We start from the raw sequence: 15,508 nt of genomic DNA, 5'->3' as shown, positions 1-15,508 counted from the left end.
CGCCCATCCGTGCAAGGAAGTCTGATATGGAGCTATCGCTCTCAGCCGCCACCGCTGCCAGCACATCCAACGCGCTGGCAGTGGACGCCCGCTCGCTCAACAACCTGAAGTACCAAGCCGGTCTGAACAGCCCCGCAGCCGCCAAGGAAACCGCCAAACAGTTCGAGTCGCTGTTCATGCGCGAAATGATCAAGAGCATGCGCGAGGCGACGATGAAGTCGGGCCTGCTCGATAGTCCCCAGGGCAACTTGGGCACCGACCTACTCGATCAGCAGCTTTCCGTGCAGATGTCCGGGCAGCCCGGAGGCCTGTCCGAGGCCATTGCCCGCCAGCTCTCGCAACAATTGATGGGCGGCGATGTGAATCTGGTCTCGCCCTCAACACTGAGTCTCGCCCGCCCAGCCGCAAAGAGCGCCAGCGCCACGGCAGCCCCCACAGGCCCTGCGCCCAAAGGCCGTGACGGCTTCGTGCAATACCACCAGGACGCAGCCGAACGCGTCGCTCTGGACAGCGGCATCCCGGCAAGCTTCATGCTGGGCCAGGCCGGCCATGAGACAGGCTGGGGCAAGAGCGAAATCAAGAATGCCGATGGCTCAACCTCGTTCAACCTGTTCGGCATCAAGGCCGGGAGCGGCTGGACCGGCAAGGTGGCGCAAGTGAGCACCACCGAGTACGAGAACGGTGTAGCGCACAAGGTGGTAGCGAAATTCCGCGCCTACGACTCGTACGAAGAGTCCTTTCGCGACTACGCCCGCCTGATCAACAACAACCCGCGCTACGAAAAGGCGCGTGCCAACACCGGGTCAGCGACAGCCTACGCGGCAGAACTGCAAAAGGCGGGCTACGCAACCGATCCGGCCTACGCGAAGAAGCTCGGCGGCGCGATCCAAAGCGCTCTACGCGCCCAACAATCGCAAGCCTAAGGCGTCGCCATGAGTCTGCTTAACGTCGGGTCACGCGCCCTGTTGGCCAACCAGGTGGCCCTGCAAACGACTGGCAACAACATCGCCAACGTCAACACGCCAGGTTATTCGCGCCAGTCGGTGGTGGTGCAGACGATGCCAGGGCAGTTCACCGGCGGCGGCTACATCGGCAAGGGCGTGGACGTGCAAACCATTTTGCGCAACCAGAGCGATTTGCTGACCCGCCAAGCCACCGCCGCAGCAGCGGTGGATGCCGGCAATTCGGCGCGATCGCAAAGCCTCCTGCAATTGCAGGATGTGTTCTCCGGAGGGACCTCCGGCCTGGGTACGGCCATCAACAGCATGATGAATGCCTTGTCGGACGTGGTGAGTTCCCCAACCGACATGACCGCACGCAACGTCGCGCTCACCAGCATGGACGAAACGGGCAAGCGTATGGTGGCCGCGTCTGCCCAGCTCGACGACATTGCCAGCTCTGTCAATGAGCAGCTCAAGGGTGACGTCAACACCATCAACCAGCTGGCGCAGAACATTGCCAGCGTGAACGACCAGATTGCGCGCGCCAAGGGCAACGGCCAGCCGCCTAACGACCTGCTGGACCAGCGCGACCAATTGGTGCGCAACCTCAACAAGTACATCCAGACGACACAGGTGACAGCCGACGATGGCACCCTGAGCGTGTTTGTAGCCGGCAGCCAACCGCTGGTCCTGGGCAACAAAGCGGGTTCCGTGTCCATCGGCGACCCCAAGGATTTTGGCGCTGCCAGCGGGCAAAAGAGCCTGCTGTTCCAGCAACCTGGGGCATCGTCCATGCAGGAGTTGAGCGGGACTGCATTGGGCGGCGGCGAAGTGGCCGGCTTGCTGAGCTTTCAGAACAGCGACCTGCAAGAGGGCTACCAGTTGCTCAACCGCATGGCAACGGCCATTTCCCTAAGCCTGAACGCACAGAATGAGCTCGGTTTGACGCTCGATGGCAGCATGGGCAAAGCACTCTTCGCCGACGTGGCACCAGCACAGCCCACAGCCGCGAGCACCAACACCTCGGCAGCCAGCATGGGCGTGACCTTCTCCGATCCGACCAAGCTGAGTGCCAACAGCTACCTGGTGTCATTCAGCAGCGCCACAACAGGCACCATCACCACCCAGCCGGGCGGTCAGCCCGAAAACTTTGGCGGCCCGGGGCAACCCACCCTGGCGGGCTACTTTTCCTCCCATGGCCTGCAGTCCACCCTGAGCGGACCACCCAACGCAGGGGATCAGTTCCTGGTCGACCCGATGAAAGGCGCCGCCGCCAAGATGCAGGCGCAGCAGCTCTCGCCCACCCAACTGGCAGCGGCCAGCCCGGTGAATGCCCAAATGGGCGCGGCCAATGCGGGTACCTTGCAGCTCGCCAGTTTGAACGCTACCGGCCAACCGGCCACCACGGGCTTTGTCCCGCCTCCCTCGCCGGTACTGCCCGCAACTACAGGCGGCGGCGTCACCCTGACCTTTGCTTCCGGGCCGCCGGCCACGTTTACCGTGGCGGGCAATGCCACGCCGCTGATGGATGTTTCAGCAACGCCACCGGTGCCGCTTGCTGGCCCTCCCTACACCTACACCGCTGGGCAAGCCATCACCATTGACGGCTGGGCGATCACGCTCGCCGGCGCACCCAAGGCAGGCGATACCGTCACGGTGGGAAACGCCCTGGACCCACAATACGGCGACGGCTACCAGCGCAATACCGGCAACGCAACCGCCCTGATGAATTTGCGTGATGCCAAGATGTTCGACGGCGCGACGCTCTCCGACGGCTTTGCCAGCGCAATGGCGCAGGTCGGCACCCGCACCCAAAGCGCCCAATATGCACAAGAGCTCTCGAGCTCCCTTGCCGCGAATCTGGAGGGTGACCGCACCGCCGTCTCTGGCGTCAACCTGGACGAAGAAGCAGCCCGACTGATCCAGTACCAGCAGGCCTACCAGGCGTCGGCAAAGATGATCCAGGTCGCCCAAAACATCTTCGATACCCTGATCACCAGCATGGGCCACTGATCGCCAAGGAATCCGCTATGAGCTATTCAACGAACCGGGTGGCCACGGCCAACATGTACGAGAACGCCACGCGCAACCTGATGACGCGCCAGACGTCGCTTGCCAACCTGCAGGACAACCTGACTTCCGGCAAGCGCGTGGAGCGTGCCAGCGACGATCCCGTGGCAGCCGCACAAGCCGAGCGCGCCATGACGCGCATCTCGCGTATCCAGACCGACCAGCGCGCGTTGGATGCACAGCGCAGTGCCGTTGCGCAAGCGGAGAGTTCGCTGGGCGACGCCGTCGACCTGATGCAGCAAATGCGCGAACTCGTCGTCTCTGCCGGTAGCGGCACTTTCACCAACAGCGACCGGGTCACGGTTGCCAACCAGTTGCAAGGCTTGCGTACCCAGTTGCTGGATGTGGCCAACCGCAAGGACACCAACGGCGTGCCGCTGCTCAGTGCGCTGGGCAGCGCTGCTACGCCGTTCCTCAATGCCATGGGGCAATTCGACGGCCTGGCGGGGCAAACAACCGGCTCCTCCGTGGGCATCCCCAGTGCCCTCGACGGCGACGCTGCCTTCATGTTCCAGCCGCAGCGCGACGGGGTATTCAACGCCAGCGTGGACACGGCAACTCCCGCTACACACGGCTTGGGCTCCAGTGCCGTCACCAGTACCAACCCGACGCAGATTGCACTTGACCCAAGCGGCAATGCCTTTCAGTACCAAATCAACGTGACGTACATCGCCGGCACAGCACCCAACACGCTGGCCGCCCAATACAGTGTCACCAGCACCCCCGCCGGCGCCCCCTTGAACGGCACCAATCCCTTCACATCTGCCGACTTCAACCCCAGCCAGCCGGCTTCGGTACCGGTCACTGCCATCCCCGGCCTGAGCCTGAACCTCACCGGACAGCCCCAAGTGGGCGACACCGTGCAGCTCACCCTCAAGCCCAGCAACGGCATCTTTGACACGATCGATTCCGCCATTCACGATATCGGCACAGCCGGCTCCAGCAGTGCCGCTTCCCAGGCCGTCGGCCAAGCCTTGGCGAATATTGACAGCGGTCTGGCAAGGCTGCAAACGGTGCGCAGCTACGCCGGGGATCTGCTCAACCGTGCGGACAACATCAGCGGCAATCAGCAGAAGCGCAGCGTTCAGCTCGAAGCCGATCGCTCAAACGCCGTGGACCTCGATATGATCAAGGGCGTGTCCGACTTCCAGAACCAGCAGGTCGGCTACGATGCAGCACTGAAGTCCTACTCCATGGTGCAGAAGCTGTCGCTGTTCAACTATATTTCCTGATTTCTGGCGTGTGCTGCGCACGCCGTACAGCGCATGGTCCAATCCGTTCTCGGCAGTCTGGTTCTTGCCTACCGGCCTCTGTGGGGACGTGCGCGCACGCTCGCTGGCATCGAGCTCTCCGTGCAGAGCGATGCCCTGGCACCTGTCGATACCCTCCACCTGCTGCGGACCCTGGTCGAATTGTGGAGCGCCAGCAGCCCGCCTGTCCTGCTGGCGCCACAAAACCGCCAACTGCTCTGCGACATGCTGGAGCATGCCCCGCGCGGCACCCCGTGGATCGCTGTGCCGGGGGCCTGGTTAGAAGATTCGACCATCCACGCACGCGTTCAGGCCGCGCACCAGCGCGGCCTGCGCCTGGTGTGGCGCGGCGAACTCTCGCAGCTGCCAGAGCCGGACATTGCCGCCTGCTTTGACAACAGTCTGCTCAGCCTTGCGCCGGAAGATGCTGCTGCGGCCCTGCAGGCACAGCAGACAGAGGCCGCGCGCGCGACGACGCCAAAACCCAAGGAGCCTGCCCTGATCGCCAGCCCGGTAATCGATGGGCAAATGTACGAAAACCTGCCCAGCCGCGCCCTGGTGGCCCACTGTCTGGACACACACAATGCCCTGGCCATTGCCGGCTGGCCCGTGGAAGACGTGCTGTACCAGCTGCGCCACCAGCCGATACAGCCCTCGCACACGGTCATCTTCCGACTGATGAAGGCCATAGACGCCGACGAGTCGCTGGAGCACTTCGAGAACATCCTGAGCGAAGACCCGATCCTGGCCTACCGCTTCATGGTCTACACCAACTCGGCCGCGCTTGGCCTGCGCACCGGCATCGATTCGCTGCGCCGGGGCTTTGTGATGATGGGCTACGGCTCACTCAAGCGCTGGCTGTCGGACCAATTGCCGCACGCCAGCACCGAGCCCGATCTGGAGCCGGTGCGCGCCGCCGCCGTGATTCGGGCGCAGCTGACCGACCATTTGCTGGAAGCCGGCATCCAGAACGAACTGCGGCGCGAGGTCTACCTCTGCGGCCTGTTTTTCGGCCTGGGCGACTTGCTGGGCGAGCCCCTGGGCAACGCGCTGCACCGGGTGCCGCTCTCCGAGCGCATCTACGACGCAGCAGTGCTGCGCACGGGCCCCTATGCACCGCCGCTGGACATGGCGTTGGCGCTGGAGAGCGGCGATTGCGCGGCGATTCAGGAGCTGTGCGAAACCTACGAGATGGACCGAGAGGAAGTCAACCGCGCCCTGCTGCGCGTACTGTCGTCGCTGGAAGTCGTGCGCCGGTGAATGACGCACTCCCTGCGTCGCTGCGCGCCTTCCTCCTCTCTCGCCTCGCTCACCTCGTTGCGCGATGCGCGATGCGGGAGGGGAAGACCGCCCGGCGAGGCCGGCATATGCCTTGGCGTCGCGCGCGGACCGACACCCCCTAGGGGGCACCTGCAGCGCTACCCCATCTGCCCGCGCACGCGCTCACACACCCGCCAGAATGCAGCGTCCTGCACGGCGGCGAAATTCACCCGCATTAGCGTACTGGGCTGGCCGGTCGCATGGAACAGCGCTCCGGGCGCAAGCAGATAGCCTTCATCGAGCATGCGCTGTGCCAGCGCGTCGGTGTCCACACCCGTTTCCACCCAGCCGAACAGGCCCGCAGGCTCGGCCGCAAAGCCAAAACCGGCCGCCTGCGCCAACTGCACGCTGCGGGCGCGGGCCTGCGCCAGGCGCCGGCGCAGGCGCTCGGCGTGGCGCCGCAGTTGGCCCTGCTCCATGCACAGGGCGAGCGCCTTTTCCAAAATGGAGGGCGTGGTCAGTGCCGACAATAGCTTGGTATCGAGCAGGCGCTCGGTCAGCGTGGGCGGCGCAGCCAAAAAACCAATGCGCCAGTTGGGCGCCAGAATTTTCGCAAAGCCTCCCACGTACACCGTGCGGCGCAAGCCGTCGAGCGCGCACAAACGCGTCGCATGGTCAGGGGCCAGGTGGCAGTAGCTGTCGTCTTCGACGATATGGAAGTCGTGCTGCTGCGCCAGTTGCAGCACCTGGTGGGCACTGCCAGGCGAGAGGCTGTAGCCGGTAGGGTTGTGCAGCACGCTGACGCTGACAAACAGCTTGGGCGCGTGCGCCTCGCAGTAGCGGGCCATGACCGCCAGGTCCGGCCCGTCAGGCCCGCGCGGAACCGGCAGCACGCGCATACCCAGGGCGTCGAGCCGTACGAATTCGACCGACCAGCCAGGCTCCTCCACCATCACCGGGTCGCCCGCCTTGAGCAGGGTGCGGCTGACGATGTCCAGCGCATGTGTCGCGCCCATCGTGGTCATGATCTGGCCGGCAGGCGCCGGCACACTCAGCTCGGCCAGGCGCCGGGCGAGCACCTGGCGCAAGCCGGCATCGCCCATGGGCTCGCCATAACTGAACGAGGCCGCATGCAGCGCCGGGCTGGCCGCCACCTTGCGCACCGCCGCCAGCATGAAACGCGCGTCTTCCAGCCACGAGGCCGGAAACACCCCAGCACCCGGTTGTGCCTGGCCCGAGGGCGGGTGAAACATGCCGCGGATCAGCGCCGTGGCGTGGATCCGCGAGCCAGGCGGCAAGCCGGCAAAAGGAACAGCGCCGCTGGGGCTGCGCAGAACTTTGTTTTTGATAGCTGTCTGCGCAATATCCACCTGCGCTAGAGGCACTTTTTGCATCAAATCCCGGACAAAAAATCCGCGCTGCCTGCGTGCCTCGATCAAGCCCTGGGCGAGCAGTTGGTCGTAAGCCGCTACCACGGTCCACGGGCTCACGCCCTGCTGGCGCGCACATTCGCGCACCGAGGGCATGCGCGAACCCGGCGCCAGCAGGCGCGCACGGATGCGTTCGGCAAAGCGCTGGGCAAGTTGGTCAGTCAGGGAGCGGCGCGGGGTTCGGGTCAGCATGGGAAAGCCTTTGCATGCCAGGTGTGCCAATGAAAACACCAATACAGATCATTCATTTGTCCGGGGAACTGTATCGGAACTGTAATGGCGAAATCCGTACATTGGAACGCTTTCCTTCCCACGGCCCACCCCTTCATGTCGCTCGCCGAATTCACTGCCTTGCTGGCCCTGGCCACGGCCCTGAGCTTTACGCCCGGGCCCAACACCACGCTCTCGACGGCACTGGCGGCCAACAGAGGCCTGCGTGCCTCCATGCGTTTTGTCCTTGCAGTGCCGGTCGGCTGGACAGCCCTGCTGCTGCTCTGCGCTGGCGGCGTCGGCGCCGCCGTGGTGGCGGTGCCCATGCTGCGCCTGGCGATCAAGGCATTCGGCATTGGCTACCTCTTGTGGCTGGCGTGGAAGCTCTCGCGCAGCGCCCGACTCGCCGAAGCCGACAGCGCACGCATGCGCGTGGGCTTCTGGCAAGGTGTGCTGCTGCAGTTCGTCAACATCAAAGCCTGGCTGCTGGCGCTGACCATCGTCGCCGGCTGGGTGGCCGGGCGCGCCGACAGCCTGCAGCGCCTGGCCGTGATCTTGCCGGTGATGCTGGTGTTCGCCTTTTCCAGCAACCTGCTCTACGCCAGCACAGGCGCCCTGCTGCGCCACTGGCTGGCCCAGGGTGCGCGCCTGCTCTGGTTCAACCGCGCCATGGCCTTGGTGTTGGTGCTCACGGCGATCTGGATGCTGCGCACATGAAACTCAAAGACGAAACCCTGGGCATGGGTCTGGGTCTTCTCGGCGTCGCCTTCTTCGCCGTTACGCTGCCGATGACGCGGCTGGCCACCGGCACACACGACGCGCCACAGCTCTCGCCCTGGTTCGTGACGCTGGCTCGCGCCGCGCTCGCGGGCTGCCTTTCGGTGATTTTCTTGCTGGCAACACGCTCGCCCCTGCCACAGCGCCGCCATTGGAAGCCGCTCGGGATGGCTGTATTGGGCAACGCCATTGGCTTCCCGCTGCTGCTGGGCTACGCACTGCGCGTCGTCACCGCCAGCCACGCCGCGGTGATCACGGCGCTGCTGCCGCTGGTGACCGCTGCCGTGGCCGCGTGGGTGCTGCACCAGCGCGCGCGCCTGGGTTTCTGGGTCTGCGCCGTCGCCGGCAGCGCGCTGGTGGTGGCGTTCTCAGTGCTGCGTGCCCACCAAGGAGGGTCTGGCTTCGGCTTCGAATGGGCCGACCTGCTGCTGGTCGGCGCCGTCTTTGCCGCCTCCATCGGCTATATCTACGGCGCCCAGGTAACGCCAGCGCTCGGCGCCGAGCGCGTGATCTGCTGGGTCTGCGTGCTGGCGCTGCCTGTTTCGCTGCCAGGCGCGCTGTGGCTGTGGCCCCAGCATGCCGTTGCCGCCTCGGCCTGGGGCGGCTTGCTGTACGTCGGCGTGTTCTCGATGTGGGCCGGTTTTTTCGCCTGGTACCGCGGTCTGGTGCTGGGCGGCGCCCTGCGCGTCAGCCAGACGCAGTTGCTGCAACCCTTTCTTTCCATCCTCGCAGCCGTGCCGCTGCTGGGCGAGGCGCTCGATGGCGTCACGCTTGCCTTCGCCGCCGCCGTCGTGCTGACGGTCGTCATTGGAAAACAATTTTCCCGCCCGCCCACGCCGCCCAACCCGGGTGGCAGGGCGATATCGCCCGTCCGCTGAACCACGGCGCCAACGAGCGCACATTCGATCCAACGCAAGGAAATGCCCATGTCCTGGAAACTCGCCAGCCGAACCGAAAAGATGAACCCCTCGGTCATCCGCGAAATTCTCAAACTCACGGAAAAGCCCGGCATCATCAGCCTGGCCGGTGGCCTGCCGTCGCCGCGCACCTTCCCGGTGGACGACTTCGCCCGCGCCTGCGCCAGGGTGTTGCAGCACGACGGGGCTGCCGCGCTGCAGTACGCCGCCAGCGAGGGCTATGGGCCGCTGCGCGAGGCGGTGGCCGCGCAACTGCCCTGGGACGTGGACCCGGCGCAGGTCTTGATCACCACGGGCTCGCAGCAGGGCCTGGACCTGGTCGGCAAGGTGCTGCTGGACGCGGGCAGCCGCGTGCTTGTCGAAACGCCCACCTACCTGGGCGCGCTGCAAGCCTTTGCTCCCATGGAGCCGATGGTGCAATCCGTACCAAGCGACGATGAAGGCGTGGACATTGCCGCGCTCGCCGCCAGCGTGGGCAATGGAGCTGACCAGGCGCGTTTTCTCTATGTGCTGCCCAACTTCCAGAACCCCACCGGCCGCACCATGAGCGAGGCACGCCGCGCCGCACTGGTATCCAAGGCCGCTGAACTTGGCTTGCCGCTGCTGGAAGACAACCCCTACGGCGACCTGTGGTTTGAGTCGCCTCCGCCAGCGCCGCTGACAGCGCGCAACCCGGCGGGCTGCATTTACCTGGGGAGTTTTTCCAAGGTGCTGGCGCCAGGACTGCGCCTGGGCTACCTGGTGGCGCCGCCCGAGGTGTTCCCCAAGCTGCTGCAGGCCAAGCAGGCAGCCGACCTGCACACGCCCGGCTTCAACCAGCGCATGGTGTTCGAAGTGATGCAGGGCGGGTTCCTGGACCGGCATGTGCCGACCATCCGCACGCTGTACCGCCAGCAGCGCGATGCGATGCTCGGCGCACTTGAGCGTGCCATGGGTGGCCTGGGTGTGCAATGGAACCGACCGGCTGGCGGCATGTTCCTGTGGCTGCGGTTGCCAGAGGGCATGAGCGCGGTGGATTTGTTGCCGCTCGCAGTGGAGCGGGGGGTGGCCTTCGTTCCGGGCGCGGCTTTCTACGCGGGGGACGCCGATCCGCGCACGCTGCGCCTGTCGTTCGTAACGGCGAGCAGCGCACAAATCGATACTGCGATTGGCTCGCTGGCCGATGCGGTGCGTGCGCTGCGGATGCGCCCTACACTTTAGGGCAATGCTGAACAAGTCCCTCACGCGCCGCGCATCCGTACCTCGGGCGGTCTGCGGCGTTGCATCCCATCCCGATGCACGGCGCGCGTCATCGCGGTGACTTATTCAGCATCGCCTTAGGCACTCACCGCGCAAGCGAAGGGGCGCGCTTCATGACCTACCTGCCTTTCCTGCAAGTCGACGTATTCAGCGAGCACCATGGCGATGGCAATCCCTTGGCCGTGGTGCTGGACGCAGAGCATCTCCCCGAGCGCACGCTCAGGCGCTTTGCCGCCTGGACCAATCTGTCGGAAACGACCTTCCTGCTCCCCCCCACGGAAAGCGCCCGCGCGGCCGGCGCCGACTACCGGGTGCGTATCTTCACTCCTCGTGGCGAGCTACCGTTTGCCGGCCATCCGACCCTTGGCAGTTGCTACGCCTGGCTGCACGCAGGTGGCCAGCCACGGTCGCCAGGGACCATCGTGCAGGAATGCACGGTTGGCCTGGTCCCCATTCGCCAGCAGCAGGGGCGCTTGGCCTTTGCCGCGCCGCCAATGCAGCAAAGCGCGCCGAACCCGGCCATGACCGCGTTGGTGGTGGGCGCGCTCGGATTGCGGCCTCAGCAAGTTCGCGCAGCGCGCCTGCTCAACAACGGCCCGCGCTGGCTCGCACTGCTGGTGGACAGCAAGGAGGCCGTGCTCGGCCTGACACCCGACCATGCGCGCCTCAAGGACCTGGGCCAGGACGTTGGCATCGTCTACATGGCAGGCGAAGCACATGCCAATGGCGAACCCGATGCCTTCGTACGCGGCTTTTCCCCGTCGCTCGGCACCAGCGAAGACCCGGTGACCGGCAGTCTGAATGCCAGCCTGGCGCAGTGGTTGATTGGCCAGGGCCTTGCGCCTCACGCCTATCTGGTAGCGCAAGGCGAATGCCGGGGCCGCGCCGGGCGGGTCTATATCGAGCAAGATGGCGAGGGCCAGGTCTGGGTGGGTGGCAACTGCCTCACCGCCATTGAGGGGCGCGCGCATTTCCCTTGAGCGCCTGGCGCCACGGGTCCCGCAACCCCACCCAGCCGTGCGCCGGTGTGCCTCGGCGTTGCCCGCCACAGCACACACACCTCCAGCTTTTCAACATCCGGGTACCGCCCACTACCCGCTCGCAAAGGCCCGCCCACCATGCACCCACGCCCCTTCAAGCAAGTTGACGTCTGCACCGCCCAGGCCTACCGCGGCAACCCGCTGGCCGTGGTGCTGGACGGCTCTGGCCTTTCCACCGAGGCCATGCAGCAGTTCACGAACTGGACCAACCTGTCCGAAGCCACCTTTGTGCTGCCGCCCACGCCCGAGGGCCGCGCCGCCGGCGCCGACTACCGCGTACGCATCTTCTGCCCCGGACGCGAGCTGCCCTTCGCCGGCCACCCCACGCTGGGCAGTTGCCACGCCTGGCTGGAAGCCGGAGGCACGCCCCAGCGCGCGGGCACGGTGGTGCAGGAATGCGGGGTGGGTCTGGTCGCGTTGCGCCAGGACAGCAACCGCCTCGCATTTGCCGCGCCGCCACTCATCAAGAGCGGCCCGCTGGACGAAGCCGATGTGGAACGCATTGCCCGAGGCCTGGGCGTTGCGCGCAGCGACATCCTGCACCACGCCTGGTGCGACAACGGCCCGAACTGGCGCGGCGTGATGCTGGGAAGCAGCGAGCAGGTGCTGGCGCTCAAACCCGACAGCACCATCCTCTCGGGTCTCGACGTGGGCGTGGTCGGCCCGCGGGGCAAGATCGGTGTCATCGGCAGCAGCGACCTTGAGGGCATTGCCTTTGAAGTGCGCGCCTTTTTCCCCGGCAACAACGGCTTGGCCGAAGACCCCGTGACCGGCAGCCTGAACGCTGCGCTGGCGCAGTGGCTCATCGGCGCCGGCCTGGCCCCCGCGCAGTACGTGGCCAGCCAGGGCACATGCCTGGGCCGCGCCGGACGCGTGTTTGTGGAACTTGACGGCGACACCCTCTGGGTCGGCGGCAGCTCCGTCACCTGCGTGTCGGGCGAAGTGCTGTTGTGACCGCACCATCCATGCTCCCTGGCGTGGACCACCTGGTCGTCCTGACGCCCGACCTGGCCACGGGCGTGGCGTGGTGCGAGCGAACGCTGGGCATCGCCCCCACGGCGGGCGGCGAGCACCCGCTGATGGGTACGCACAACCGCATTTTCAACATCTCCAGCCCCACGCACCCACGAACCTACCTGGAAATCATAGCTATCAATTCAGGAGCTACTCCCGCAATCCCATCAAGCGCTAGCCGCTGGTTTGATATGGATAATGCCGCCCTGCAGCAGCAGGTGAGCCAGCACAGCGCGCAGCTCATCCACTGGGTGGCCAACGTGCCCGATGTGGCCGAACGCTGTGCCGCGCTGTCGGCACTGGACATTGAACGCGGCCCCATCCTCACCGCCAGCAGGCCCACGCCCGACGGCTTGCTGCAATGGCAGATCACAGTGCGGGATGATGGCCTGCGGCTCATGGACGGCTGCCTGCCCACCCTCATCCAGTGGGGCGCCGTGCACCCCTGCGACAGCCTTCCTGCCAGTGGCGTGCAGCTGCAAACCCTGGCACTGCAGCACCCGCAGGCGGCCATGTTGCAGGTGGCTTGTGCCGCCATCGGCGTGGCGGCATCCGTTGCCATCGCGCCCGGCGAAGCGCCCCGACTCACCGTGCAGCTCGCCACACCCCGTGGCCCTGTCAGCCTCTCCTCTCTTTGAATCGATTCACCATGTCCCACACCCTGCCCACCCTCCAAGACATTGAAGCCGCCGCCCAGGTGGTGTACCGCGACTTTGCCGCCACGCCCCAATACCGCTGGGCGCTGCTGAGCGAGCGCCTGGGCACCGACTGCTGGGTCAAGCACGAGAACCACACCCCTGTGGGTGCCTTCAAGGTGCGTGGCGGTCTGACCTATTTCGACCAACTGGCGCAGCGCGGCGCACTGCCGCACGAGGTCGTCAGCGCCACCCGCGGCAACCACGGCCAGAGCATGGGCTGGGCGGCGCGCAAGCATGGCGTGGCCTGCACCATCGTCGTGCCGCATGGCAATTCGGTGGAGAAGAACGCGGCCATGCGTGCGCTGGGGGTCAGTCTGGTCGAACACGGCAGCGATTTTCAGGAGGCGCGCGAGCACGCCATGCAACTGGCCGCAGAGCGCGGCGCACACATGGTGCCCAGCTTTCACTTCGACTTGCTGCGCGGTGTCAGCACCTACTGGTGGGAGCTGCTGCGCGCGGTGCCGCAGCTCGACGTCGTCTACGTCCCCATTGGCCAGGGATCGGGCGCCTGCTCGGCGATTGCCGCCAAGCTGGCGCTGAACCACCCCGTGCGCATCGTCGGCGTGGTGAGCAGCCACGCCACCACCTACGCCGATTCGGTTGCCGCGGGCCGGGTGGTGGAGGCGCCCGTCACCACGGTCCTGGCCGACGGCATGGCCTGCCGCGTGGCCGACGCGCAGGCGCTGACCATCATCGCGCCGCACATCGACCACATCGTGCAAGTCAGCGACGCCGAGGTGGCGCACGCCATGCAGGCCTTGTTTACCGATACGCACAACACGGCGGAGGGCGCCGGGGCTGCTGCGCTGGCGGGCGCCCTGCAGGAGCGCGCGCAACTGCAAGGCCTCTGCGTGGGTCTGGCGCTCACTGGCGCCAATGTGGACGCTGCGGTCTTCGCTGGTGTGCTGGCGCAACACGCGTCCGCTGCCCGGTAGCGGGCGCCGCACGCACCGGTCACCCGCGCGACAAACGGGCGCGGCCGATTCTGGCCCACTCGGCACATGGGAACACTCCATTTGGTGCGCCACGGCCAGGCCTCGTTTGGCGCCGACGACTACGACCGTCTCAGTCCGCTGGGCCAGCGCCAGGCGCTGCGCCTGGGGCAGTTCTGGCGCGAGCGCGGGCAGTCTTTTGACGCCGTGTACAGCGGCACACTGCGCCGGCACGACGAGACCCTGGCGGGCATCGTGGAGGGGTTGGGGAGCGCCCCGGCCGCGCAGCGCCTGCCTGGCCTGAACGAATACGACAGCCTGGCGCTGATTCGCGCCGTGCGCACCGAGCCTCTGGAGCGGCCCGACACGCCCGAGCGCTACCGCCACCATTTCCGCCTGCTGTGCGACGCCCTGGCACAGTGGATGGCGGGTGTGGTGAGCCCGGCAGGCATGCCCAGCTGGGACGAATTTTCCACCGGCGTGCATGCGGTTCTTGAAGACATTCGCCACCGGCATGCCGGCCAGCAGGTGCTCCTGGTCTCCAGCGGCGGACCGATTTCCGCCGCCGTCGGGGCCGTACTCGGTACGGCACCCGAGGTGACGATCGCCCTGAACATGCGCATCCGCAACAGCGCGGTGACGGAAATGAGCATTTCGCCCAAGCGCCTGATGCTGCAGACCTTCAACACACTGCCGCACCTGGGCGGCAACGAGCACACGGACTGGGTGACACACGCCTGAAGCGCTGCTGCGCCGTTCAGGCCGTCAGGCGCTCAGTCATCTTCCCAGCTCGGCGCAGTCTCCTCGCGCAGGCGCCTGCGCAACTGCGCGTAATCGGGCAAGACTGCGCCCACTTCGGCCCAGAAGCGCGGGCTGTGGTCCATGACGCGCAGGTGTGCGAGCTCATGCACCACGACGTAGTCGAGCACTTCGGGTGCGAAGTGCATCAAGCGCCAGTTCAGCCGGATGGAGCCGTCGCTGCGCGCGCTGCCCCAGCGCGTGCGCGCGTTGGTGAGCGCCAGGCGCTGCCAGCGCACGCCCATGCGCGGTGCGAAATGGTCGAGCCGCTCGCTGAAGTGCGCGCGCGCTGCACGCCCGAGCCAGGCCCCAGCCGCATCACGGATCTGCTGGGGGCTGGCACTGGCAGGCAACCCCAATTGCAGCGTCGGCATGCCTCCTGGCGCAGCGACGAGCCGCCCACCCATCGGAGCAGCACCATCGAGCCGCACGCACAGCGACTGGCCCAGCCATGGCACGCACACCCCATCGCGCCAGACGATGCGCGCCTCATCCTGGAGCGCGGCGCGCTCACGTGTCTCGGCAAGCTTGCGCAGTATCCAGCCGGCCTTTTCCTGCAGCGCCGCATCGATGGCGCCCAGTGTGACGGCGTGCGGTGCGCGCACCGACAGGCCTTGCGCACCCACCGTGAAGCCGATGCTGCGGCGGCGCGCACGCACCAGCGCGTACGCCACCACGGCGTCGCCCAGGCGCAGCTCCCGGCGCGCCTGCGGGTGCCGAAACACCAGGGGCGCAAACAGCTCCGCGCCGTGCTCCCGCGACCTCTTAGCTTCCAATTCAGGAGCTGCAACCGCTTTTGGAATAAGCGCTAGAGGCCTATTTCGTTTGAATTTTTTCGGCGCCTCACCTGGTACAGCCAGCGGCGCTGGCGCAAAGAAGTCAAACGCCAACTGGATCAGGGTCTGCATGGACAGCGGTCTTGCCATCGGGCC

General features: G+C 66.3%; 14 protein-coding genes. 12 read left to right on the top strand and 2 right to left on the bottom strand.

Features of this window, described 5'->3' with window-relative positions; all coding sequences use genetic code 11:
• Nucleotides 1-26 precede the first annotated feature (26 nt).
• From flgJ to D3F03_RS14990, 4 genes are read left to right on the top strand one after another with little or no spacing between them, the layout of a single operon-like run.
• Nucleotides 27-923: a flagellar assembly peptidoglycan hydrolase FlgJ gene (gene flgJ / locus D3F03_RS15005; protein WP_119110242.1), complete on the top strand. Its 897-nt coding sequence runs from the start codon at nucleotides 27-29 to the stop codon at nucleotides 921-923.
• Nucleotides 924-932: 9 nt separating this feature from the next.
• Nucleotides 933-2,954 (top strand): flagellar hook-associated protein FlgK, encoded by a 2,022-nt coding sequence (gene flgK / locus D3F03_RS15000; protein ID WP_119110241.1) that lies wholly within the window; start codon nucleotides 933-935, stop codon nucleotides 2,952-2,954.
• A gap of 17 nt (nucleotides 2,955-2,971) precedes the next feature.
• Entirely contained in the window at nucleotides 2,972-4,243 is a 1,272-nt protein-coding gene (gene flgL, locus D3F03_RS14995; protein WP_119110240.1) for a flagellar hook-associated protein FlgL, read from the top strand.
• Nucleotides 4,244-4,276: 33 nt separating this feature from the next.
• Nucleotides 4,277-5,521 carry an HDOD domain-containing protein gene (locus D3F03_RS14990; RefSeq protein WP_119110239.1) on the top strand — a complete coding sequence of 415 codons (1,245 nt, stop codon included), beginning with the start codon at nucleotides 4,277-4,279 and terminating at the stop codon, nucleotides 5,519-5,521.
• A gap of 158 nt (nucleotides 5,522-5,679) precedes the next feature.
• On the opposite strand, the gene D3F03_RS14985 is transcribed toward D3F03_RS14990, so the two are convergent.
• The gene (locus D3F03_RS14985) at nucleotides 5,680-7,143 is read right to left on the bottom strand and encodes an aminotransferase-like domain-containing protein (RefSeq protein ID WP_119110271.1); all 1,464 of its coding nucleotides are present in this window, start codon (nucleotides 7,141-7,143) and stop codon (nucleotides 5,680-5,682) included.
• 135 nt (nucleotides 7,144-7,278) lie between these two features.
• On the opposite strand from D3F03_RS14985, the gene D3F03_RS14980 reads away from it, so the two are divergent.
• The 8 genes from D3F03_RS14980 to D3F03_RS14945 all read left to right on the top strand — a co-directional run bounded on the left by D3F03_RS14980 (nucleotide 7,279) and on the right by D3F03_RS14945 (nucleotide 14,519).
• The gene (locus D3F03_RS14980; RefSeq protein ID WP_119110238.1) at nucleotides 7,279-7,878 is read left to right on the top strand and encodes a LysE family translocator; all 600 of its coding nucleotides are present in this window, start codon (nucleotides 7,279-7,281) and stop codon (nucleotides 7,876-7,878) included.
• A complete protein-coding gene (locus D3F03_RS14975; RefSeq protein WP_119110237.1) occupies nucleotides 7,875-8,816 on the top strand; it encodes a DMT family transporter in 942 nt (313 codons plus the stop codon). The genes D3F03_RS14980 and D3F03_RS14975 overlap by 4 nt, the downstream gene beginning before the upstream one ends.
• Nucleotides 8,817-8,864: 48 nt before the next feature.
• Complete coding sequence (locus D3F03_RS14970; RefSeq protein ID WP_119110270.1) at nucleotides 8,865-10,055, top strand: aminotransferase-like domain-containing protein; 1,191 nt, start codon at nucleotides 8,865-8,867, stop codon at nucleotides 10,053-10,055.
• A 152-nt stretch (nucleotides 10,056-10,207) separates the two neighbouring features.
• Entirely contained in the window at nucleotides 10,208-11,074 is an 867-nt protein-coding gene (locus D3F03_RS14965; RefSeq protein WP_119110236.1) for a PhzF family phenazine biosynthesis protein, read from the top strand.
• A 138-nt stretch (nucleotides 11,075-11,212) separates the two neighbouring features.
• Nucleotides 11,213-12,088, top strand: a complete 876-nt coding sequence (locus tag D3F03_RS14960) for a PhzF family phenazine biosynthesis protein (RefSeq protein ID WP_119110235.1) — start codon at nucleotides 11,213-11,215, stop codon at nucleotides 12,086-12,088.
• Nucleotides 12,089-12,099: 11 nt separating this feature from the next.
• Entirely contained in the window at nucleotides 12,100-12,786 is a 687-nt protein-coding gene (locus D3F03_RS14955; protein WP_119110234.1) for a VOC family protein, read from the top strand.
• 11 nt (nucleotides 12,787-12,797) lie between these two features.
• Nucleotides 12,798-13,781 carry a threonine dehydratase gene (locus D3F03_RS14950; protein WP_119110233.1) on the top strand — a complete coding sequence of 328 codons (984 nt, stop codon included), beginning with the start codon at nucleotides 12,798-12,800 and terminating at the stop codon, nucleotides 13,779-13,781.
• Between the two features lie 66 nt (nucleotides 13,782-13,847).
• Complete coding sequence (locus D3F03_RS14945; RefSeq protein ID WP_119110232.1) at nucleotides 13,848-14,519, top strand: histidine phosphatase family protein; 672 nt, start codon at nucleotides 13,848-13,850, stop codon at nucleotides 14,517-14,519.
• A 32-nt stretch (nucleotides 14,520-14,551) separates the two neighbouring features.
• Here D3F03_RS14945 and D3F03_RS14940 read toward each other — a convergent pair whose 3' ends face one another.
• Nucleotides 14,552-15,484, bottom strand: coding sequence for a M48 family metallopeptidase (locus tag D3F03_RS14940; protein ID WP_119110231.1), 933 nt, complete (start codon nucleotides 15,482-15,484; stop codon nucleotides 14,552-14,554).
• Between the last annotated feature and the right edge of the window lie 24 nt (nucleotides 15,485-15,508).

The organism is Simplicispira hankyongi (genome assembly GCF_003570885.1).
Lineage (GTDB): Bacteria > Pseudomonadota > Gammaproteobacteria > Burkholderiales > Burkholderiaceae_C > Simplicispira > Simplicispira hankyongi.
This window is presented reverse-complemented; position numbering and strand designations above follow the sequence as displayed.

Excerpts from the sequence above, each read along its gene's own strand:
- flgJ (WP_119110242.1), top strand. The coding sequence starts at position 27 with ATGGAGCTATCGCTCTCAGCCGCCACCGCTGCCAGCACATCCAACGCG.
- flgK (WP_119110241.1), top strand. The coding sequence starts at position 933 with ATGAGTCTGCTTAACGTCGGGTCACGCGCCCTGTTGGCCAACCAGGTG.
- flgL (WP_119110240.1), top strand. The coding sequence starts at position 2,972 with ATGAGCTATTCAACGAACCGGGTGGCCACGGCCAACATGTACGAGAAC.
- D3F03_RS14990 (WP_119110239.1), top strand. The coding sequence starts at position 4,277 with ATGGTCCAATCCGTTCTCGGCAGTCTGGTTCTTGCCTACCGGCCTCTG.
- D3F03_RS14985 (WP_119110271.1), bottom strand. The coding sequence starts at position 7,143 with ATGCTGACCCGAACCCCGCGCCGCTCCCTGACTGACCAACTTGCCCAG.
- D3F03_RS14980 (WP_119110238.1), top strand. The coding sequence starts at position 7,279 with ATGTCGCTCGCCGAATTCACTGCCTTGCTGGCCCTGGCCACGGCCCTG.
- D3F03_RS14975 (WP_119110237.1), top strand. The coding sequence starts at position 7,875 with ATGAAACTCAAAGACGAAACCCTGGGCATGGGTCTGGGTCTTCTCGGC.
- D3F03_RS14970 (WP_119110270.1), top strand. The coding sequence starts at position 8,865 with ATGTCCTGGAAACTCGCCAGCCGAACCGAAAAGATGAACCCCTCGGTC.
- D3F03_RS14965 (WP_119110236.1), top strand. The coding sequence starts at position 10,208 with ATGACCTACCTGCCTTTCCTGCAAGTCGACGTATTCAGCGAGCACCAT.
- D3F03_RS14960 (WP_119110235.1), top strand. The coding sequence starts at position 11,213 with ATGCACCCACGCCCCTTCAAGCAAGTTGACGTCTGCACCGCCCAGGCC.
- D3F03_RS14955 (WP_119110234.1), top strand. The coding sequence starts at position 12,100 with ATGCTCCCTGGCGTGGACCACCTGGTCGTCCTGACGCCCGACCTGGCC.
- D3F03_RS14950 (WP_119110233.1), top strand. The coding sequence starts at position 12,798 with ATGTCCCACACCCTGCCCACCCTCCAAGACATTGAAGCCGCCGCCCAG.
- D3F03_RS14945 (WP_119110232.1), top strand. The coding sequence starts at position 13,848 with ATGGGAACACTCCATTTGGTGCGCCACGGCCAGGCCTCGTTTGGCGCC.
- D3F03_RS14940 (WP_119110231.1), bottom strand. The coding sequence starts at position 15,484 with ATGCAGACCCTGATCCAGTTGGCGTTTGACTTCTTTGCGCCAGCGCCG.